At 64.3% G+C, this 21,169-nt stretch carries 21 protein-coding genes; 18 read left to right on the plus strand and 3 right to left on the minus strand.

The genetic code is table 11. The features are described 5' to 3' along the window. Positions 1-12: 12 nt before the first annotated feature. Together NKI25_RS14245 and NKI25_RS14250 are read right to left on the minus strand one after the other, a co-directional pair. Positions 13-1,506, minus strand: coding sequence for an NAD-dependent succinate-semialdehyde dehydrogenase (locus NKI25_RS14245; protein WP_352998636.1), 1,494 nt, complete (start codon positions 1,504-1,506; stop codon positions 13-15). Between the two features lie 127 nt (positions 1,507-1,633). After that, positions 1,634-2,125 (minus strand): Lrp/AsnC family transcriptional regulator, encoded by a 492-nt coding sequence (locus NKI25_RS14250; protein WP_031211913.1) that lies wholly within the window; start codon positions 2,123-2,125, stop codon positions 1,634-1,636. Between the two features lie 82 nt (positions 2,126-2,207). Between NKI25_RS14250 and ehuR the strand changes: the two genes are divergently transcribed. The 10 genes from ehuR (at position 2,208) to doeB (ending at position 11,911) form a co-directional block, all read left to right on the plus strand. Then, complete coding sequence (gene ehuR, locus NKI25_RS14255) at positions 2,208-3,593, plus strand: MocR-like ectoine utilization transcription factor EhuR (protein WP_352452352.1); 1,386 nt, start codon at positions 2,208-2,210, stop codon at positions 3,591-3,593. Between the two features lie 121 nt (positions 3,594-3,714). Further along, the gene (gene ehuA / locus NKI25_RS14260) at positions 3,715-4,500 is read left to right on the plus strand and encodes an ectoine/hydroxyectoine ABC transporter ATP-binding protein EhuA (RefSeq protein ID WP_352998614.1); all 786 of its coding nucleotides are present in this window, start codon (positions 3,715-3,717) and stop codon (positions 4,498-4,500) included. A 65-nt stretch (positions 4,501-4,565) separates the two neighbouring features. Further along, on the plus strand, positions 4,566-5,417 hold the full coding sequence (gene ehuB, locus NKI25_RS14265; RefSeq protein WP_023677200.1) for an ectoine/hydroxyectoine ABC transporter substrate-binding protein EhuB: 852 nt from the start codon (positions 4,566-4,568) through the stop codon (positions 5,415-5,417). A 172-nt stretch (positions 5,418-5,589) separates the two neighbouring features. Beyond that, positions 5,590-6,249 (plus strand): ectoine/hydroxyectoine ABC transporter permease subunit EhuC, encoded by a 660-nt coding sequence (gene ehuC / locus NKI25_RS14270; protein WP_352998615.1) that lies wholly within the window; start codon positions 5,590-5,592, stop codon positions 6,247-6,249. A gap of 16 nt (positions 6,250-6,265) precedes the next feature. After that, positions 6,266-6,925 carry an ectoine/hydroxyectoine ABC transporter permease subunit EhuD gene (gene ehuD, locus NKI25_RS14275; RefSeq protein ID WP_352635941.1) on the plus strand — a complete coding sequence of 220 codons (660 nt, stop codon included), beginning with the start codon at positions 6,266-6,268 and terminating at the stop codon, positions 6,923-6,925. Beyond that, positions 6,922-7,695 (plus strand): ectoine utilization protein EutA, encoded by a 774-nt coding sequence (eutA, locus tag NKI25_RS14280; RefSeq protein ID WP_352998616.1) that lies wholly within the window; start codon positions 6,922-6,924, stop codon positions 7,693-7,695. Before ehuD ends, eutA begins: the two co-directional genes overlap by 4 nt. 10 nt (positions 7,696-7,705) lie before the next feature. Beyond that, entirely contained in the window at positions 7,706-8,698 is a 993-nt protein-coding gene (gene eutB / locus NKI25_RS14285; RefSeq protein WP_352635945.1) for a hydroxyectoine utilization dehydratase EutB, read from the plus strand. Beyond that, on the plus strand, positions 8,695-9,687 hold the full coding sequence (locus NKI25_RS14290) for a cyclodeaminase (protein WP_352635947.1): 993 nt from the start codon (positions 8,695-8,697) through the stop codon (positions 9,685-9,687). Before eutB ends, NKI25_RS14290 begins: the two co-directional genes overlap by 4 nt. A 38-nt stretch (positions 9,688-9,725) precedes the next feature. Next, positions 9,726-10,904: an ectoine hydrolase DoeA gene (gene doeA / locus NKI25_RS14295; RefSeq protein WP_352998617.1), complete on the plus strand. Its 1,179-nt coding sequence runs from the start codon at positions 9,726-9,728 to the stop codon at positions 10,902-10,904. A gap of 5 nt (positions 10,905-10,909) precedes the next feature. Beyond that, positions 10,910-11,911, plus strand: a complete 1,002-nt coding sequence (gene doeB / locus NKI25_RS14300) for a N(2)-acetyl-L-2,4-diaminobutanoate deacetylase DoeB (protein WP_352998618.1) — start codon at positions 10,910-10,912, stop codon at positions 11,909-11,911. 3 nt (positions 11,912-11,914) lie between these two features. On the opposite strand, the gene NKI25_RS14305 is transcribed toward doeB, so the two are convergent. Then, entirely contained in the window at positions 11,915-12,574 is a 660-nt protein-coding gene (locus NKI25_RS14305) for a GntR family transcriptional regulator (RefSeq protein WP_502897377.1), read from the minus strand. Between the two features lie 323 nt (positions 12,575-12,897). Here NKI25_RS14305 and NKI25_RS14310 point away from each other — a divergent pair, with 323 nt between their 5' ends. The 8 genes from NKI25_RS14310 to atzF are packed head-to-tail and all read left to right on the plus strand — an operon-like array spanning position 12,898 to position 21,169. Continuing rightward, a complete protein-coding gene (locus NKI25_RS14310) occupies positions 12,898-14,025 on the plus strand; it encodes a BMP family ABC transporter substrate-binding protein (protein ID WP_352576456.1) in 1,128 nt (375 codons plus the stop codon). A 20-nt stretch (positions 14,026-14,045) separates the two neighbouring features. Continuing rightward, positions 14,046-15,170 (plus strand): ABC transporter permease, encoded by a 1,125-nt coding sequence (locus NKI25_RS14315; RefSeq protein ID WP_352998620.1) that lies wholly within the window; start codon positions 14,046-14,048, stop codon positions 15,168-15,170. Beyond that, complete coding sequence (locus NKI25_RS14320) at positions 15,170-16,096, plus strand: ABC transporter permease (RefSeq protein WP_352587285.1); 927 nt, start codon at positions 15,170-15,172, stop codon at positions 16,094-16,096. The genes NKI25_RS14315 and NKI25_RS14320 overlap by 1 nt, the downstream gene beginning before the upstream one ends. A 15-nt stretch (positions 16,097-16,111) precedes the next feature. Further along, complete coding sequence (gene biuH, locus NKI25_RS14325; protein ID WP_352587282.1) at positions 16,112-16,813, plus strand: biuret amidohydrolase; 702 nt, start codon at positions 16,112-16,114, stop codon at positions 16,811-16,813. A 10-nt stretch (positions 16,814-16,823) separates the two neighbouring features. Beyond that, a complete protein-coding gene (locus NKI25_RS14330) occupies positions 16,824-18,356 on the plus strand; it encodes an ABC transporter ATP-binding protein (RefSeq protein WP_352587279.1) in 1,533 nt (510 codons plus the stop codon). After that, positions 18,356-19,024, plus strand: a complete 669-nt coding sequence (locus NKI25_RS14335) for a cysteine hydrolase family protein (protein WP_352998621.1) — start codon at positions 18,356-18,358, stop codon at positions 19,022-19,024. Before NKI25_RS14330 ends, NKI25_RS14335 begins: the two co-directional genes overlap by 1 nt. After that, entirely contained in the window at positions 19,017-19,367 is a 351-nt protein-coding gene (locus NKI25_RS14340; RefSeq protein WP_352998622.1) for a cupin domain-containing protein, read from the plus strand. The genes NKI25_RS14335 and NKI25_RS14340 overlap by 8 nt, the downstream gene beginning before the upstream one ends. Next, positions 19,364-21,169 (plus strand): allophanate hydrolase, encoded by a 1,806-nt coding sequence (gene atzF / locus NKI25_RS14345; RefSeq protein WP_352998623.1) that lies wholly within the window; start codon positions 19,364-19,366, stop codon positions 21,167-21,169. The genes NKI25_RS14340 and atzF overlap by 4 nt, the downstream gene beginning before the upstream one ends.

Consider the following 21,169-nt stretch of genomic DNA (forward strand, 5'->3'; position numbering starts at 1 on the left):
CCTGACGGGGCGTTACGCCACGTCGAGGCAGAGATATTTGAAGTCGGTAAAGGCTTCGAGCCCGTGACGCGAGCCCTCGCGACCGATGCCGGACTGCTTGACGCCGCCGAACGGGACCGGCGCGCCGGTGATCTTGACGCGGTTGATGGCGACCATGCCATAGTCGAGCGCGCGGCCGATGCGCAATTGCCTACCGCCATTCTCAGTCACGACATAGGCGACCAGGCCGTACTCTGTCGCATTGGCGCGGGCGACGACTTCGTCTTCGCTGTCGAAAGGCGTCACGGCCGCAACCGGACCGAAGGTCTCCTCGCGCATGATCAAAGCGTCGTCTCCAACGTCGGCGAGCAGGGTCGGCTGGTAGAACAGCGGCCCGGCAGGATGGCGCTTGCCGCCGGTCAGGCAACGCGCGCCTTTGGCGAGCGCATCGGCCACCTGCTCCTCGACCTTCTTGACCGCGCGTTCGTGCATCAAGGGTCCGATTTCGGTGTCGTCAGCGAGGCCATTGCCGGCCCGCAATGCCTCGACGCGTTTAGCGAAAGCAGCGCAGAACCGATCGTATATCGGACGCTGGACATAGATGCGGTTGGCGGCGAGGCAGTCCTGGCCGGAGGTGGCGAATTTAGCGTCGACGGCTATTCTCACCGCCTTGTCGATATCGGCATCCGCAAAGACGATCAGCGGCGCATGACCGCCGAGTTCCATCACAAGACGCTTCATCGTCGGCGCACTCTGCGCGGCGATCAACCTGCCGACCTCGGTCGAGCCGGTGAAGCTCATGGCGCGGACGCGCGGATCTTCGCACATCCGCCCGACGATGGTCGAAGCCTTGCCGGTGAGAACGTTGAACACGCCAGCCGGCAGGCCGGCACGTTCGCCAAGCTCGGCCAACGCCAGTGCAGACAGCGGCGTTTCCGAGGAAGGATGCGCGACGATGGTGCAGCCGGCGGCGAGGGCGGCCGCCGCCTTGCGGGTCAGCATGGCCGCGGGAAAATTCCACGGGGTGACGACGCCGACGACACCAAGCGGTTCGCGTCGCACCACCATCTCGGCATTTGGCAGATGGCTGGTGACGCTTTCGGCGTTGAGGCGTTTGGCCTCCTCGGCATACCATTCGACAAAAGAGGCGGCGTAGTCGATCTCGCCGCGCGATTCCTTCAGCGGCTTGCCTTGTTCTAGCGTCATCAGCAGGGCCAGGTCATTTTTGGCGGCGACGATCAGATCGAACCATTTTCGCAAGATTTTCGACCGTTCCTGCGGCAGCAATGCGCGCCAGGCAGGAAAGGCGCGCGATGCCGCATCGATCGCCAATGTGGTCTGCCGGGCATCGAGCGCGGCAACGAAAGCGACGGTGGATCCGGTGGCCGGATCGGTCACCTCGAAACTCTCCGCGGTCTCGCTCGCCGTCCAGTGGCCAGCGACATAGGCGAGTTCGCGCAGCAGCCGCCGGTCGGCAAGGCGATCAAGCGCTTCATGGCGGTGCGAGCGGGCAAAATGTGCGGACATCATCGGGCTCCCGGTTCGGGTGATGCCGCAAGACTATCTCTGCCGCGCAAACAGAGAGGCTGTTGGCGTGCCTGCACGTAGAGAGATTGTCTCTATTGCCCTGCCCAGCCAGACGATCTCTCCGGTATCAGGAAGATGCCGGCAACAGGTCCGCCACCGGCAGCACACTCTCCTCCTTCACCGTCTTGGTGACGATATAGGTGAAATAGCGGTCGATGCCGATCTCGCGCTCGAGCAGAGTGTCGACCAGCCGCTGATAGGCGTCGATGTCGCGCGCCATCACCTTCAGCAGGTAATCGACGCCGCCGCCGACAGACCAGCAGGCGACGATCTCGGGGATGTCGCGGATGACGCGCTCGAAACGGTCGAAATCGGCCTGGCGGTGGCTAGCCAGCGTCACCTCCATCAGCACGGTGGCGACCGGTGCGATGGCGCGCATGGCGATCCTGGCATGATAGCCGCAGACGATGCCGGCTTTTTCCAGCTTGCGCAGCCGCATCCAGCAAGGCGTCGGCGACAGGCCGACTTTCTCGGCCAGCGCCAGCTTGGTGATGCGCCCGTCGCGCTGGATGGCGTCGAGGATTTTCAGATCGATCGGATCGAGTTTCGCTGCAGCCATGATCGCCCAATTCCAGTGCCGGACACCATGACGGCGCATTATTTCGATTGTCAATTGCACTGATTTCGATCTCTAATAAGTCATGACATTTTGGCGACCAGATCCCGCTCTTATCCGGCGGCCGGCCTATCAATCGCTCGCCGACCAGTTCGCGCGCGCCATCCATGACGGGCGCCTGGCCAATGGCGCTCGGTTGCCGACGCACCGGCAGTTGGCTGACGATCTGCAACTTTCCGTGCAGACGGTCAGCCGCGCCTATGAGGAGCTGATCCGCCGCGGGCTGGTGTCCGGCGAGGTCGGCCGCGGCAGCTTCGTGCAGACACAGCGCCGCGAGCCGGAGCCGCCCTATCTGCCGGAGCGGCTGGGCGAGGTCATCGATCTCTCCATCCTGAAGCCGGTCTGCGAACCGATGCATCTGGAGCGGCTGAGGCAGGCGCTGGGCTGGCTCGCCGAAAACCTGCCGTCGAGCTCGGCACTGTCGTTCAGGCCGAACATGGTGTTCCCGCGCCACCGCGCGGTGGGTGTCGAGTGGCTGCGCCTCTGTGGCCTCGACGCGTCGCCGCAGAACATCAGCCTGACCAACGGTGCCACCGCAGGGATGACAGTGGCGCTGATGAGCGTGGCGCCGCCCGGCTCGACCGTCGCCACCGAGGCGATCGGTCACCACACGCTGATCCCGCTGGCGCGTTATCTCGGCTTCAACCTTGAGGGTTTGCCGATCGACGACAATGGGCTGATCCCGGAAGCGCTGGACGAGGCCTGCCGGCTGTCGGACATCCGCGCCGTGTTCGTGCAGCCGTCGGTGATCAACCCTACGGCCACCCTGATGGATGCCGGCCGGCGCGAACAGATTGCCGCCGTTGCGCGCAGGCATGACATCGCCATTATCGAAAACGACGTCCTCGGCCCGTTGGTCGAGGACCGGCCGCCGCCGGTAGCCGCCTTCGCGCCCGAGCGCACGCTCTACGTCACCTCCTTCACCAAGATCGTGGTGCCGGGCCTGCGCATCGGCTATCTCGCGGCGCCCGATCGTTATGTCGCCGCGGTCGCCAATCGCCATCTCGTCTCGAACTGGATGGCGACGCCGTTGGTGGCCGAGATCGCCACCAAATGGGTGACCGACGGCACCGCGATGGAACTCGTGCGATGGCAGCGCCTGGCTTTGCGGCGGCGTCTGGACATAGCCGCCGAGGTGCTTGCCGGAGTGGACTATCGCGCTCATCGCGACGGGCTGCATGTCTGGCTGCAACTGCCCGATGACCGCGGTGAGGAAAGCTTTGTTTCCCAGGCCCGCCTGCAGGGCGTGGCGATCGCGCCCGGCACGTCGTTTCGCATTTCGCAGATGCCTTGGCATCCAGCCGTACGGATTTCGCTGGGCTCGACCACGGAAGGGGAACTGCGTGCCGGTCTCGGCGTTGTCACCAAGCTTCTGCTCGGCGATCCCGAGCATCTCCTGCTTGCGATCTAGACGGCGAATGGCGCGAAATTGTGCGGAATCCGAAATATTGTCATGATATTATTTTCTTGATTGACATGATTTGCCGCGATCCGCATCGTTAAAGGCAAGCTTCTCCAGCACGGGAAATTCATTGTCGGCTCCCATTATCAAGATCGACGGCATTTCAAAAAGCTTCGGCACCTTCAAGGTGCTGGACGGCCTCTCGATGCAAGTCATGCCCGGCGAGAAGCTGGCACTGATCGGTCCATCGGGTTCGGGCAAGACGACGATCCTGCGCATCCTGATGACGCTAGAGCGTATCGACAGCGGCCACATCCAGGTCGACGGCGAACAGCTGTACCACATGGAGCGTAACGGCCGGCTGCTGACGGCCGATGAACGGCATTTGGCAAAGATGCGCCAGAAGATCGGCATGGTCTTCCAACTGTTCAATCTGTTTCCGCACAAATGCGTCATCGACAATGTGACGCTGGCACCGATGCTGACCAAAGGCGTGCCGCGGGCCGTCGCCGAAAAGCGGGCGATGGAACTGCTCGACATGGTCGGCATGGTCGACAAGGCCAAGGCGATGCCGGCGCAGCTTTCAGGCGGCCAGAAGCAGCGCGTCGCGATTGCGCGGGCGCTGGCGCTGTCGCCGAAGATCATGCTGTTCGACGAGGTCACCTCGGCGCTCGACCCGGAACTCGTCGACGAGGTGCTCAACGTCATGCGCAAGCTCGCCGCCGAGACCGACATGACCATGCTGCTGGTCACCCACGAGATGGGTTTCGCCCATGACTTCGCCGACCGGGTGCTGTTCTTCGATCGCGGCAGAATAGTCGAGGAGGGCAAGCCCGACGAGATTTTCCGCCATCCCAAACAGGAGCGTACGCAAGGTTTCCTGAAGAAGATCATTGCGGCCGGACATCGGGTCTGACTGCCATGCGAGGCGGCGACGCCTCAAGCAAGCCAAGAAGACAGACAAACAAGGAGTTGGGAACAATGAAGAAATTTGCCATTTTGGCCGGCGTCGCCGGTATTGCGCTGACGGCGGTGCTGGCCGCCTCGACGGCCGGCTCGGCCGACGACAGCAAGCTCGAAGAGCTCAAGGCGCAAGGCTTTGCCCGCGTCGCCATCGCCAACGAGCCGCCCTATACGGCGGTCGCTGCCGACGGCAAGGTTTCGGGTGCGGCGCCTGACGTTGCCCGTGAAATCTTCAAGCGCCTTGGCGTCAACGATATCGTCGCCTCGATCTCGGAATATGGCGCCATGATTCCCGGCCTGCAGGCCGGCCGTTTCGACGTCGTCACTGCCGGCCTGTTCATGAAGCCGGAACGTTGTGCTGCGGTCGCCTATTCGGAACCGGTGCTGTGCGACGCCGAGGCGATGCTGGTGAAGAAGGGCAACCCGAAGGGTTTCAAGAGCTACGAGGACGTCGCGAAGGACGCGAGCGCCACGATCGGCGCGCCGGGTGGCGGCACTGAAGAGAAGCTGGCGCTCACCGCAGGTGTGCCGCGCGAGCGCGTCATCGTCGTGCCGGACGGCCAGAGCGGCCTGAAGATGCTGCAGGACGGCCGCATCGATGCTTATTCGCTGCCCGTGCTGTCGATCAACGACCTGGTCAAGAAAGCCAATGATCCGAACCTCGAAGTCATCGCGCCGGTGGTCGGTGCGCCGGTCTATTGCGACGGCGCGGCCTTCAAGAAGGGCGACGAAGCGCTGCGCGACGCCTATGATGTCGAGCTGGCGAAACTGAAGAAGTCCGGCGAGTTCGCCAAGATCATCGAGCCTTACGGCTTCTCGGCGGCGGCGGCAATGTCGACGAGCCGCGACAAGCTCTGCTCGGCGAAGTAAAAAGTGCCGCTCACCCTAGCCTCTCCCCGTCAAAAACGGGGAGAGGGGGGCGTCAACGCTGGAGCTTCACCCTTCTCCCCGTCCCTATAACGGGGAGAAGGTGCCGGCAGGCGGATGAGGGGCGGCGCCGGCGTTCTGCAATGATCACCAAGCGAGGAAACGCTTAGCCCCAATGACCCAATGGTCCGGCTATTTCGGCCTGATATTGCAAGGAGCGCTTGTCACCATCGAGCTGACGCTGATGGGGTCGGTGCTGGCCTTGGTCATGGCCTTTCTTGCCGGGCTGGGGCGGCTGTCGCGGTTTTTCGTGCTACGCGCGCTGGCCACCGCCTATATCGAGTTCTTCCGCGGCACCTCGATTTTCGTGCAGCTGTTGTGGGCTTATTTCGTGCTGCCTTTTGCCGGCATTTCGTTGACGCCGCTGCAGGCCGGGGTGCTGGCGCTGGGCCTCAATGTCGGCGCCTATGCGGCGGAAGTGGTGCGTGGCGCCATCAAGTCTATCGGCCGCGAACAATATGAGGCCTGCACCGCCCTCAATCTCGGCCGCTGGCAAGCCATGCGCCATATCATCCTGCCGCAGGCGCTTCTGGTGATGCTGCCAACCTTCGGCAACAACGCCATTGAATTGCTCAAGGCCACCGCCGTCGTTTCGCTAATCTCGCTCGCCGACCTGACCTTCCAGGCGCAGGTGGTGCGCTCGCAGACCGGCAATACTCTGGTGCCGTTCAGCACCATCCTCGTCATCTATTTCGTCCTGGCGCTGCTCATCTCATGGGGCGTGCGGTCGCTGGAACGCCGTATGGCTCGTGGCCTCGACGGGGTGCGCGTATGATGGATCGGGCCTGATAATGGAATGGGATTGGGATTTTGTTCGGCAGATCCTGCCGACGCTGATCGAGGGGGTGAAGATCACCATCCTGGCGACGCTGCTCGGCTCGGTACTGGCGGCCATCATTGGACTGGGCATCGCGTTGGCGCGCCGGTCGCCGAACAGGGCTCTGTCGCGCACCGTCGGTTTCCTTGCCGAGTTCATCCGTGGCACGCCGCTGTTGGTGCAGCTCTATTTCATCTTCTACGTGCTGCCGGATTTCGGCATCCTGTTGCCGCCGCTGGTGGCGGGCGTCATCGGTCTCGGGCTGCATTACGGAACTTACACGGCCGAGGTCTACCGCGCCGGCATAGACAATGTGCCCCGCGGCCAGTGGGAAGCGGCCAAGGCCTGCAATCTAAACGCCACCCAGACCTGGACGCACATCATCATTCCGCAGGCGATCCCGCCGATGATCCCGGCGCTTGCCAATTATTTCATCGCCATGTTCAAAGAGACGCCGCTGCTATCGGCGATCACCGTGCTGGAACTGATGAACCAGGCCAAGAGCGTCGCCAATACCTATTATCGGTATATCGAACCGATCACCTTGGTCGGCGCCTTCTTCCTCGCCATCAGCCTGTTCTCGGTGGTGCTGCTGCGCTGGCTGGAACACCGTTATGGGCGGATCGAACGATGAGCGCTGCACCCGATATCCGCCTGCACTCGGCCCGGCCGCCGCTCGATGCGCGTCCGCTGGAAAAGCGGGTCGGCCTGATCATCCTTGCCACCGACCATACGAGCGAACCGGATTTTCACCGCATGGTGGCAAGCGACCGCATCGGCGTCTATGTCGCGCGCATCCCCTACGCCAACCCGACGACGCCGGACAATTTGCGCAAGATGCAGCCGTCACTGACGGCGGCCGCGGCCCTGATCCTGCCCGACGAGCCGCTCGATGCGATCTGCTATTCCTGCACCTCGGCTTCCGTCGTGATCGGCGATGCCGAAATCGAGGCGGCGGTGCAGGCCGCCAAGCCCGGCTTGCCGGCGGTCACGCCGCCGATGGCCGGGGTGCGCGGCCTCAAGGCGCTGGGCGCCAGGACGATCAGCATTCTCACTCCCTATACGGTCGAGACCAGCCGGCCGATGGCGGCCTATTTCATCGAACATGGATTCGAGATCGCCGGCTTCACTTGCCTCGGCTTCGAGGACGACCGCGAGATGGCACGGATTGCGCCGAAATCCTTGGTCGATCTGGCCCGCGAAGCGACCGATATGCAAGCCGACGCGCTGTTCGTGTCCTGCACGGCGCTGCGGTCGGCGCTGGCAGTGGTCGGCATGGAAGAGGCCATCGGCCGCGCCGTCGTCACCAGCAACCAGGCGACGGCCTGGAATTGCCTGCGCCTTTGCGGCGACGACGAGCCGCGTCCTGAATTCGGCCGTCTGATGACGCTGCCGTTGAACTGATTGCAGAGCCATGACCACGTCCAGGATAAGCCTCTCCGATATCCGCGCCGCGCGCGAGCGCATCGCAGGCAAGATCGAGCGTACGCCGACCGTTCCTTCCCGGAGTCTTTCCCAGCACTTGGACGCTCCTGTTTATCTCAAGCTCGAACATCGGCAGACCACCGGCGCCTTCAAGCTGCGCGGTGCCTCGAACGCTATCGCTTCGCTGACAGACGAGGAGAGGGCGCGTGGCGTCGTCGCTGCCTCGACTGGCAACCACGGCCGGGCGCTTGCCTATGCTGCTCGACTGCAAGGCATCCACGCGACGATCTGCATGTCGCGGCTGGTGCCGCAGAACAAGCTGGACGAGATCCGTCGGCTCGGCGCCGAGATCCGCATCGTCGGCAACAGCCAGGACGATGCGCAGCGGGAGGTCGAACGGCTGGTCGCGGAAGAGGGGCTGATCATGCTGCCGCCCTTCGACCATCCTGCCATTGTCGCCGGGCAAGGCACGCTCGGGCTGGAGATCATCGAACAGGTTCCGGACGCCGCCTTGGTGCTGGTGCCGCTTTCCGGCGGTGGGCTGGCGGCTGGCGTCGCCGCTGCCGTGAAGGGCGTCAGCCCGGCGACGAAGGTGATGGGCATTTCAATGGCGCGCGGTGCGGCGATGAAGGCGAGCCTCGACGCCGGACATCCGGTTTTGGTCGAGGAACTGCCGACGCTGGCCGATTCCCTCGGCGGCGGCATAGGCCTCGACAACCGGCTGACCTTTTCCATGTGCCGCGACCTGCTCGACGATGTGATCCTGCTCAGCGAGGACGAGATCGCCACCGGCATCCGCCATGCCTATGAACAGGAGCGCGAGATCGTCGAAGGCGCCGGCGCGGTCGGCATCGCGGCCGTGCTTGCCGGCAAGGTCAGGGCGAGCGGCCCGACGGTGCTCGTGCTGTCCGGCCGCAACATCGATATGACACTGCACCGCAAGATCATCTGCGGCGAAGCAATTGCGGAGAGCGCAGCATGAGCCGGATGACGATCCTCACCGAAGCTGAATTGCGCAAGATCGTGAAGCTCGATCTTGATGCCATGGCCTGCGTCGAGAACGCGTTCCGGGCGCTCGCCACCTTGCCGGTGGCGATGCCGCCGATCCTGCGGCTGGACATTCCAGAGCATCGCGGCGAGGTCGACGTCAAGACCGCCTATGTACCGGGTATCGACGGTTTTGCGATCAAGATCAGCCCCGGCTTTTTCGACAATCCCAAGCTCGGCCTGCCCAGCGTCAACGGCATGATGGTGCTGCTGTCGGCGAAAACCGGATTGGTCGAGGCGCTGCTGCTCGACAATGGCTATCTCACCGACATCCGCACGGCGGCGGCCGGCGCGGTTGCCGCCAAGCATCTGTCGCGGCCGGGTTCCTCCGTTGCCGCGATCTTCGGCGCCGGTGTTCAGGCCGGACTGCAGCTCGAAGCGCTGATGCTGGTGCGGCCGATCACCGAGGCTCGCATCTGGGCAAGGGATGCCGCCAAGGCCGAGGCCGCGGCCGACGCATTGTCCGAAAGACTGGGCATCGCCGTTCACGCCGAGCCCGACGCGGCAAAGGCTGCGGCCGATGCCGACATCATCGTCACCACGACGCCGTCGACCGAGCCGCTGATCAAGGCCGGCTTCGTCTCCGCCGGCCAGCATATCACTGCCATGGGCTCGGATGCCGAGCACAAGAACGAGATCGCGCCGGCGATCCTGCGCATGGCAGATCTCTACGTCGCCGATAGCGCCAAACAGACGCGCCGGCTGGGCGAACTGCACCATGCTATCGCGGCGGGCGTGATGGCGGCCGATGCCGAGATCACCGAGCTTGGCCACATCATCGCCGGCGAAAGGCATGGCCGGCGTTCGGACAGCGACATCACAATCGCCGACCTGACCGGCACCGGCGTGCAGGACACGGCAATCGCCACGCTCGCCCGCGACCGCGCGCGTGCAGCCAAGACCGGTACGATTTTCGAAAGCTGATACCGGCCGCAAGGCCCAACAAACGAGGACCAAGAACAATGCAGCCCAATTTGAAATTCTCGCGCGGCGAATATGCGGAGCGCCTCGCCAAGACGCGGAAGGCCATGGCGGCCAAGGGCGTTGATCTATTGATCGTCAGCGATCCGTCCAACATGGCCTGGCTGACCGGCTATGACGGCTGGTCGTTCTATGTGCATCAGGCTGTCATCGTGCCGCCGTCGGGCGAGCCGGTGTGGTACGGGCGCGGCCAGGACGCCAACGGCGCCAAGCGCACCGCCTATCTCGCGCACGACAACATCGTCGGCTATGCCGACCATTATGTGCAGTCGACCGAGCGCCATCCGATGGATTTTCTGTCCAGCGTGCTCTCCGATCGCGGCTGGGGGAAGCTCAGCATCGGCGTCGAGATGGACAATTACTGGTTCTCGGCCGCTGCCTTCGCATCGCTGCAGAAGCATCTACCCAATGCCCGCTTCGTCGATGCCACGGCATTGGTCAACTGGCAGCGCGCGGTGAAGAGCCCGACCGAAATCGACTATATGCGCAAAGCCGCGCGGATCGTGGAGGCCATGCACCAGCGTATCGTCGACAAGATCGAGGTTGGCATGCGCAAATGCGACCTGGTCGCCGAGATCTACGATGCCGGCACGCGCGGCGTTGACGGTATCGGCGGCGACTATCCGGCGATCGTGCCGCTGCTGCCGTCGGGCGCCGACGCATCGGCGCCGCATCTGACCTGGGACGACCGGCCGATGAAATCGGGCGAGGGCACCTTCTTCGAGATCGCCGGCTGCTACAACCGCTATCACTGCCCGCTGTCGCGGACCGTGTTCCTTGGTAAACCGACGCAGGAATTCCTCGATGCCGAAAAGGCGACGCTGGAAGGCATGGAGACGGGACTTGCCGCCGCCAAGCCCGGCAACACATGCGAGGACATCGCCAACGCCTTCTTCGCGGTGCTGAAGCGGTACGGCATCGTCAAGGACAATCGCACCGGGTACCCGATCGGGCTTTCCTATCCGCCTGACTGGGGCGAGCGCACGATGAGCCTGCGTCCAGGCGACCGCACCGAGTTGAAGCCCGGTATGACCTTCCATTTCATGACCGGCTTGTGGCTTGAGACGATGGGGCTGGAAATCACCGAATCCATCCTGATCACCGAGACGGGCGTCGAGTGCCTGGCGAATGTGCCGCGCAAACTGGTGGTGAAGAATTGAGCCCGATGTCCAGCCTTCGCCCGTCACCGATCACGCCGACCGTCGATTGCGAGCGCGACGGCGTGCAGCACGGTTTCCTGCGCCTGCCTTACAGCCGCGACGATTCCGCCTGGGGATCGGTGATGATCCCGATCTGCATCATCCGCAACGGCAAGGGGCCGAGCGCATTGCTCACCGGCGGCAATCATGGCGACGAGTACGAGGGGCCGCTGGCGCTCTATGACCTCGCCCGTACGCTCGACCCGAAAAACGTCAGCGGCACGATCATCATCGTGCCGGCGATGAACTATCCGGCGTTCCGCGCCGGCACGCGCACCTCGCCGATCGACAAGGGCAATCTCAACCGCAGCTTTCCCGGCCGGCCCGACGGCACGGTGACCGAGAAGATCGCCGATTATTTCCAGCGCGAGCTTCTGCCCCGTACAGACATCGCGCTCGACTTCCACTCCGGCGGCAAGACGCTCGACTTCGTGCCGTTCTGCGCCGCCCACATCCGGCCCGACAAGGTGCTGGAAGCGAAGGGTTTCGCTGCGGTTGAAGCCTTCTCCGCACCATGGTCGATGAAAATGCTGGAGATCGACGCGGTCGGCATGTTCGACACTGCCGCCGAAGAGATGGGCAAGCTGTTCATCACCACAGAGCTTGGCGGCGGCGGGACTTCGCGCGCGGAAACGGTGCGGATCGCACGTCGCGGCGTGCTCAATGTGCTGCGCCATGCCGGCATCGTCGCCGGCGCGGTCGAGATGCAGCCGACCCGCTGGCTCGACATGCCGTCCGGCGATTGCTTCTCGTTCGCCGAGGACGACGGGATGATCGAAACGGTGATCGATCTCGGCGAGCCGGTGGCAGAGAACCAGGTGCTGGCACGTATCCATTCCATAGGCCGCACCGGCGGCGCTCCGCAGGAGATCCGGGCCAAAATGTCCGGTCTGTTGGCGGCGCGGCATTTTCCGGGGCTGGTCAAGGCCGGCGACTGCGCTGCCGTGGTCGCCGTGCTGGTCGATTGACGGTTAGGAAGCCGATGTCGGGAACGGCTCGGTCCTGCCTTTGGGGCGATCGCCGATCGCAAAGACGGCGCTCGCCTCGCTGACGATCGAGACATGATCCTTGGCGGCTGTTCCGGCGGCCGTACTGTCGCCGCGCATGATTGCGGTGACGATGGCGTCATGCTCCTGCCAGGACTGGGCCAGCCGCCCGGGCAGCATGAATTGCGCGCGCCGGAACGGCGCCAGCCGGCCGCGGGTTATGACGGTCAGTTCATAAATGTGCTTGCTGTGGGCGCCGCGATAGAGCCGGGTGTGGAATTCGGTGTTGAAAAGCTCATACTCTTCTTCGGCACCGAGCTGCACCAAGCGCGCCGAGGCCTGGTGCTCGGCCTCCAGCGTTCGGCGCTCGCCAGCGGTCATGCGCTCGGCCGAGAACCGCGCGCAGATCGCTTCAAGCTCGGCCATGCTTTCGAACATCGAGGCGAGGTGCTCCTGCGTCACCACGGCGACGGTGGCGCCGCGGTTCGGCCGCCTTTCGACCAGCCCCATGGCGCTGAGCCGGCTGAGCGCTTCCCTGATCGGCGTGCGTGAGACGTCGAAGCGGGCGGCGAGCGAGGCCTCGTCGAGCTTTTCGCCCGGGCGCAGGAAACCGGTGACGATCCGGTCGCTGATCGCCCTCACCATCTGATCGACGGTCGTGCCCGACCTGATCAAATTGCGCTTTTCCGACACGTCTCCTCCGTCCAGTCTTTTCGCTAGAGCCGTAAGCCACTCACCGGCTTCGATTCCTCCGCATCTCTGTATGCCTATGTTTTAGCCTTCATGTCAAATTGGCGATTTTGGAGGCAAAAAGTGTATGCAATTGCTCCGGCTTTGTGCAGCCCACATCGACACACTCATTGATATTGCTGAATAAATCTCATTTCTGAAACTGGCATGCTGATTGCATACACTTCTTTCATTGAGGTGTTAACCGGCCCCGAAAGGCCCCACAGAGGGAGCATTCAATGTCCGAGAGATTCATGCTTAGCCGCCGCGACCTGCTCAAGACCTCCGCCGCCGGAGCGGCGCTCGGCCTTGCGTCCGCATCGTTTCCGATCAGCAGGGCCTTCGCCGCGACGGCCACCGTCGGCTTCATCTATGTCGGGCCAAAGGACGATTACGGCTACAACCAGGCGCATGCCGAAGGGGCCGCCACGCTGAAGGGGATCGAAGGAATTTCCGTCGTCGAGGAGGAGAACGTGCCGGAGACGGTCGACGTGCAGAAGACGATGGAATCGATGATCAATCTCGACGGTGCGTCGCTGATCTTCCCGACCTCGTTCGGCTATTTCGATCCGCACATGCTCGCCATGTGCGCGAAATTCCCCGACGTGCAGTTCCGCCATTGTGGTGGCATGTGGAACAAGGACAAGCATCCGATGAATGCCGGTTCCTATTTCGGCTATATCGGCATGGGCCAGTATCTGAACGGCGTCGTCGCCGGTCACACCAGCAAAGCCAAGAAGCTCGGCTTCGTCGCGGCAAAGCCGATCCCGCAGGTGTTGCTCAACATCAATTCCTTCCTGCTCGGCGCGCGCTCGGTCGACCCGACCATCACCTGCCAGGTGATCTTCACCGGCGAGTGGTCGCTGGCGGTCAAGGAGGCGGAGGCCACCAATGCGCTGGTCGACCAGGGTGCCGACGTCATCACCTGCCATGTCGACAGCCCCAAGGTGGTGGTCGAGACGGCGGCCGGGCGTGGCGCCTTCGTCTGCGGCTATCATGCCAACCAGAGCCCGCTGGCGCCGGAAAAATACCTGACCGGCGCGGAATGGAACTGGGCCAAGGTCTACAAGATGTTCGTCGACGATCTGGTGGCCGGCACGCCGCTGCCCAACTTCACGCGCGGCGGCCTGGCCGACGGCTTCGTCAAGATGAGCCCGCTCGGCCCCGCCGTCGGCGACGCCGCCCGCAAGCAGTTCGACGGCACGCTGGCCGAAATGATGAAAGGCGGCTTTTCCGTCATCAAGGGTCCGCTGAAGAGCAACAAGGGCGTCGTCGTCGCGACCGAAGGCCAGGCCTTCGCCGAGACCGCGCTCGAACTCGAAAGCATGGACTACCTGGTCGAGGGCGTCGTCGGTTCGACCGCCTGAACCGGATCGGAGACGGGGCCATGGCAGACACTGTCAGCACTGCGGGCGCACCAGCGCTGTTTGGCGCCAGGAATTATCCGGCGGCGATCGAATGGACGGCGCGGCGGGCGGAAGCCTTCGTCATACCGCTCGCGGCGCTGATCGTCGGCATGGCGCTGTTCAGCGTGTTCATCGCGCTGGTCGGCAAATCGCCGGTGCAACTCTACGAGACGATGTGGCGCGGCGGCTACGGCTCGTGGTTCTCGATCCAGAACTCGCTGTCGCGGGCAGCACCGCTTTTACTGGCAGCGCTCTGCGTGGCGCTGCCGGCACGACTAGGCCTCGTCGTCATCGGCGGCGAAGGCGCGATCGTGCTGGGCGGCGTTGCCGCCGCCGCCATCGGCGTCGCGGCGAATGGCGCGCCGGCTTTTCTGGTCATCCTGCTGATGGGCGTGGCGGGCGTGGTCGCCGGCGGCATCTGGATCGGTGCCGTCGGCGCACTCCGCCACTACCGCGCCGTCAACGAAACCATCTCCAGTCTGCTGATGGCCTATATCGCCATCGCGCTGATGAACCATCTGGTCGAAGGGCCTCTGCGCGATCCGGCTTCGCTCAACAAACCCTCGACCGAGCCGCTGGCGGATGCCTACCGCATCGGCAACATTCCAGGCATGGACGTGCACTGGGGCCTCGTCGTCGGCATTCTCGCCTGCGTCCTGTCCTGGCTGCTGATCGAAAAGACGCGCTGGGGGTTTGCCGCTCGCATCGCCGGCGGCAATGTCAGGGCGGCCCAGGTGCAAGGGCTTGCCGTCGGGCCGCTGATCGTCGGCTTCACCGGGCTCGCCGGCGGCTGTGCCGGGCTGGCCGGCATGCTGGAGGTCGGCGCCGTGCAAGGCAGCGCCAACGCCTCGCTCGCCGCCGGCTACGGCTATACCGGCATCCTCGTCGCCTTCCTCGCCCGCCACAATCCGCTCGCCATCATCCCGGTCGCTTTCCTGCTCGGTGGCACCGGCGCTTCGGGCGGGCTGATCCAGCGCCGCATGGACCTGCCCGACGCCACCGTGCTGGTGCTGCAAGGCATGCTCTTCGTCGTCATCCTGTTCAGCGAAACCTTTTACGGCCGCTTCAAGGTCTTCAATCCCGATCTGTGGAAGAGGGGCTCCTGATGGACGCGACCGAGATCGGCCTGTGGGGCGTGCCGCTCGCCATCCTCGGCGGCGCCATCCGCGTTTCGACGCCCTTCATCTTCGTCTCGCTCGGCGAAGCCATCACCGAGCGCTCCGGCCGCATCAATCTTGGCCTCGAAGGCACGCTGGTCTTCGGTGCGATGACCGCCTACGCCGTCGCGGTGATGACCGGCTCGCCATGGCTCGGCCTGCTGGCTGCCGCAGGTGCCGGTCTTTGCTTCGGGCTGTTCCACGGCTGGATCTGCAAATTCCGCGGGGTGAACGACATCGCCATCGGCATCGCGCTGATGCTGTTCGGCTCCGGTCTCGCCTTCTTCTTCGGCAAGCCGTTCATCCAGCCCTCGGCACCAGACCTGCCGGCCATCGCCTTCGGTGGCTGGTCGGATATCCCGCAGGTGCAGGCGGCGCTCAACGTCAACATCCTGTTCCTGATTGGTGCCGCACTTGCCGTGTTCCTATGGTGGGCCTTCCGCAATACGCGCGCCGGCCTGATCGTGCGCGTCGTCGGCGACAGCTCCGATGCGGCGCGCGCCATGGGCCTCAATCCCAACACCGTGCGCCTGCTTGCGACAGGTGTCGGCGGTGCGCTCGCTGGCATCGGCGGCGCCTATCTGTCGCTCTATTATCCCGGCAGCTGGACCGAACGCATCTCGTCGGGGCAGGGCCTGATGGCGGTGGCGCTGGTCATCTTCGCGCGCTGGAACCCGCTTGGCTGCTTTGCCGCGGCACTGTTGTTCGGCGGCGCCGGCGCGCTGGGCCCGGCGTTGCAGTCGGTCGGGGTGACGCAGGGCTACTATCTCTTCTACGCCGCACCTTACATCCTCACGCTCATCATCATGATCGCCACCTCGTCGCCGAGCCGCTCGCTTGCCGGCGCGCCGGGCGAATTGTCGATCACCAAATGACTGGAGTTTTTTCCGATGAACGCCAGAGCCGAGATCACCCAGCGCTACATCGATGCCGACCCTTATCCATGGCCTTATAATGGCGAGCTCCGGCCGGACAATACGGCACTGATCATCATCGACATGCAGACCGATTTCTGCGGGCCGGGCGGCTATGTCGATCATATGGGCTACGATCTTTCGCTGGTGCGGGCGCCGATCGAGCCGATCAAGTCGGTGCTCGCAGCCATGCGGGCCAAGGGCTACACCATCATCCACACGCGCGAGGGCCACCGGCCCGATCTCGCCGACCTGCCGGCCAACAAGCGCTGGCGTTCGCGCCGCATCAATGCCGGCATCGGCGACCCCGGACCTTGCGGGCGCATCCTGGTGCGCGGCGAACCCGGCTGGGACATCATCCCCGACCTCTATCCGGCGGCGGGCGAACCGATCATCGACAAGCCGGGCAAGGGCTCGTTCTGCGCCACCGACCTGGAGTTGATCCTGCGCCAGCGCGGCATCGACAACATCGTGCTGACCGGCATCACCACCGACGTCTGCGTCCACACGACGATGCGCGAGGCCAACGATCGCGGCTTCGAATGCGTCATGCTGGAGGATTGCTGCGGCGCGACCGATTACGGCAACCATCTCGCCGCGATCAAGATGATCAAGATGCAGGGCGGCGTGTTCGGCGCGGTGTCGAATTCGGCATCCTTCGTCGCGCAGCTGCCGTGAGGACACGATCTTGAGCGGAAGCATCGGCAAGAAAGCCGTCGGCGTCGAGACCATCGGCATGACCATGCGCTTCGGCGCCTTGACCGCGCTGGACGACGTCTCGATCAAGGTGCCGGCGGGATCGTTCCATGCGCTGCTCGGCGAAAACGGCGCCGGCAAGTCGACGCTGGTCAAATGCATGATGGGTTTTTACCATCCGACCGCCGGCGACATGCTGGTTGATAGCCGCGAGGTCGCGATCGCCAGTCCGAAGGATGCCTCGGCATTGGGGCTCGGCATGGTCTACCAGCACTTTACCCTGGTCCCGTCGCTGACCGGCGCGGAGAACCTGGTTATTTCGCGCGAGAAGGTGCCCGGCGTCGTCGACTGGCGCAAGGAGCGCGCCGCACTTGCGCAATTCATGCAGCGGATGCCGTTCAAGCTGCCGCTCGACGTCAAGGTGGCGGAACTTGCGGCCGGCGAGAAGCAGAAGCTCGAAATCATCAAGCAGCTCTATCTCGGCCGCAGTTTCCTGGTGCTCGATGAGCCGACTTCGGTGCTCACTCCCGGCGAGGCACACGAAGTGCTTGGCCTGGTGCGCGACATGACCAGGACCGGCGACCTCACCGTGCTGATGATCTCGCATAAATTCCACGAGGTGACGGCCTTTGCCGACGATATCACCGTGCTGCGCAAGGGCAGGCTGACCGGAACCGGAAAGGTCTCCGAACTTTCCCACAAGCAGATGGCGGCGATGATGATCGGCGACCAACCGATCGCCGCGCTCGACAGCCGCGCCCCGGTGCCGGCCGGCGCCAGGCAGGTGCTGACGGTAAAGTCGCTGAAGGCGCCCGACCGCACCGGCTTGAAAACCATCGACATCGGCGAACTCGATGTGAAGTCGGGTGAGATCGTCGGCATTGCCGGCATCTCCGGCAACGGCCAGAAGGAGTTTCTCGAAGTCCTTGCCGGACAGCGGGCGCGCAATGGCGGCGACGTTCTGGTGAAAGGCTCGCCCTATGGCGCCAGCCGCAGCGAGGCGCGCACTCTCAATGTCCGCTTCATTCCGGAGGAGCCCTTGCGCAATGCCTGCGCACCGAAGATGACGGTGGCGGAAAACATGGCCTTCCGGACCTTCGACCTCAACGAGGCCGGCAAGCCGGTCAACTGGATCAGGATGAGCGCGATCAGGGACTACGCGGCCCGTCTGGTCCAACAGTTCAAGGTCAAGACGGCATCCCTCGCTTCGCCGATTTCGTCGCTCTCGGGCGGCAATGTGCAGCGCGCGGTGCTGGCGCGGGAACTGACCGGCGAGGTCGATTTGCTCATCGTGTCGAACCCCTGCTTCGGCCTCGACTTCTCCGCCGTCGCCGAAATACGCGCCCGCATCATGAAGGCGCGCAATGCCGGCGCCGCGGTGCTCCTTATGTCGGAGGACCTTGATGAGCTGCTCGAGCTCTCGGACCGCATCTTCGTCATGTCGGACGGCGCGCTGGTCTACGAGACGCCGATTGCGCAGGCGAGCGTGCAGACGATCGGCGAGCACATGGCGGGACATCACTGATGGCGGAGATCGAGGCGCTGCCGTTTCCGTTCTCCTTCAAGCCTGAGGCGATGGCGCTGGTCGTCATCGACATGCAGCGCGATTTCGCTGAACCCGGCGGCTTCGGCGCCAGCCTCGGCAACGACGTCAGCCGGGTGGCGGCGATTGTGCCGACGGTGAAGAGATTGATCGAGGGGTTCCGCACCGCTGGCCTGCCGGTGATCCACACGATGGAGTGCCACAAGGCAGACCTTTCGGATCTGCCGCCGGCCAAGCGCAACCGCGGCAACCCATCGATCCGGATCGGCGATGTCGGGCCGATGGGTCGTGTGCTGATCGTCGGCGAGCCGGGAACGGCGATCCTCGATGAACTTGCGCCACTGCCTGGCGAAATCGTCATCGAAAAGCCGGGCAAGGGCGCGTTCTATGCCACCAGCTTCGGCGATGACCTGAAGCGGCTCGGCGCACAGCAACTGGTCTTTGCCGGAGTGACGACGGAGGTCTGCGTGCAGACGACGATGCGCGAGGCCAATGACCGCGGCTATGAATGCCTGCTGGCCGAGGATGCTACCGAGAGCTATTTTCCGGAGTTCAAGGCGGCAGCCCTTGCCATGATCAGGGCGCAGGGCGCCATCGTCGGCTGGACGGCAACGACGGACCAGGTGCTCGAGGGACTTTCCAATGCCTAACGTCGCATTCGCGGCTTTCATCCAAGGGGGCTGGCGTGATCTGCCGTTCGAGCATTTTCGCGAAGGCATCACAGTGCATTGGCTGCTCAAGGGTGGGCCGATGGAACCGTCGGTCGCCATCCTGAACTACCGGGCTGGCGCCGGCGTGCCGCGTCATCGCCATGCCGGGCTGGAGACGATCATCGTGCTGGAAGGCACGCAGAGCGACGAGAACGGCGATCATGCCGCGGGCAGCGTGATCCTGAACGCGGTCGGAACCGAGCATTCGGTGTGGACGAAGGATGGCTGCGTCGTGCTCATCCAGTGGAACCTGCCGGTAGTCATTCTGGGCGAGGCCGAATGAGCGACATCCGCTTCGAGATAGCGAGCCTGCACGCCGCCTATCAGGCCGGCGTCAGCATCGGCGAGATGATCGATACGGTCGATGCGCGGCTCGCGGCGGCCGATGACCCCGGCATCTTCATCCATCTGGCGAGCAGGGCGGAGTTGCTTGCCGAGGCGGAAAAGCTCGGCCCGTTCGATCCCGTGGCAAAGCCGCTGTGGGGCGTACCGTTCGCGGTCAAGGACAACATTGATGTCGCCGGCATGCCGACCACGGCGGCTTGCGCCGAATATGCCTACTTGCCGGCGAAAGACGCCACCGTCGTCGCGCGGCTCAAGGCCGCCGGCGCGCTGGTCGTCGGCAAGACCAACCTCGACCAGTTCGCCACCGGCCTGGTCGGCGTTCGCACGCCCTATCCGATCCCGAGGAATGCGATCGACCCGAAACTGGTGCCGGGCGGCTCTTCATGCGGCTCGGCCGTCGCAACCGCGCGTGGCATCGTCTCGTTCGCGCTCGGCACCGATACCGCCGGTTCGGGGCGAATACCCGCTGGCCTCAACAACATCGTTGGGCTGAAGCCGAGCGTCGGCGCGCTATCAGCCGCCGGCGTCGTGCCGGCCTGCCGCACGCTCGACTGCATCTCGGTCTTCGCGCTCACCGTCGATGACGCCTACCGCGTGTTCGAGGCGGCGGCGGCAAAGGACGACGCCGACCCCTATTCGCGTGACCCCGGCGTCCAGGGCCTTGCCGCGCGCCCGCCGGTGCTGACTGTCGGCGTGCCGGCCAGGACCGACTGGACCTTCTTCGGCGACGAGGCGATGCAGGCGGGTTTCGAGGCCGCCCTTGCCTCGCTGGAGACGCTGGGCTGCCAGCTGGTGGAAATCCCGTTCGCCGATTTCTACGCCACCGCCAACCTGCTTTACGAAGGCGCCTGGGTAGCCGAGCGTTACGCCGCGATCAGGGACTTCATGGATGCCAACGAGGCCGCCATGCATCCGGTGACGCGGCAGATCATCGGCGGTGCGCGAAAACTTTCCGCCGCGGACGCTTTCAACGGGCTCTATGCCCTGCAAGGCTATAAGGCCAGGCTTGCGCCGGTCATCGCCTCGGTCGACCTATTCTGCGTGCCGACCGCGCCGACGCACTACACAGTCGAAGCGGTGCTGGCCGATCCGATCGTCACCAACAGCCGGCTCGGCACCTACACCAACTTCGTCAATCTGCTCGACATGTGCGGCATTGCCGTGCCGAGCGGAACCCGCAGCGACGGTCTGCCGATGAGCGTCACCTTGCTTGCCGCGGCGGGCAAGGACCATCTGCCGGCGTCGCTTGCGCGCGATGTCCATGCGGCAAGCGGCCTTGCGCTGGGCGCTACAGGCTGGCCGCTGCCGCGTGGCGATGTTCGCGTCGACGTGGACGAGGGCACGATCGAGCTGGCCGTGGTCGGCGCGCATCTGTCGGGGATGGCGCTGAACGGCCAGCTGCAGCAGCTCGGCGCGATTTTCGCCCGGGCTGCAAGAACGGCGCCGCTCTATCGGCTTTATGCGCTCGCCGGCCAGTCGGTGCCGCGACCGGGGCTCGAACGCATCTGCAACGGCAAGGGCGCAGCGATCGAGGTTGAAGTCTGGCGGCTCTCGCCACAAGCCTTCGGCCGTTTTGTTGCCGCGATCCCGCCGCCGCTCGGCATCGGCACGCTTCTGCTCGATGACGGAACTTCGCCGAAAGGCTTCCTCGTCGAAAGTGCCGGCCTCACCGATGCAAAGGAGATTTCGCATTTCGGCGGCTGGCGCAATTTCGTGGCGGGTCAGCTGCAGCGAAGCTGA

Origin of the sequence: Mesorhizobium sp. M0808, from assembly GCF_040320025.1 — a bacterium.
Taxonomy (GTDB): Bacteria; Pseudomonadota; Alphaproteobacteria; order Rhizobiales; family Rhizobiaceae; genus Mesorhizobium.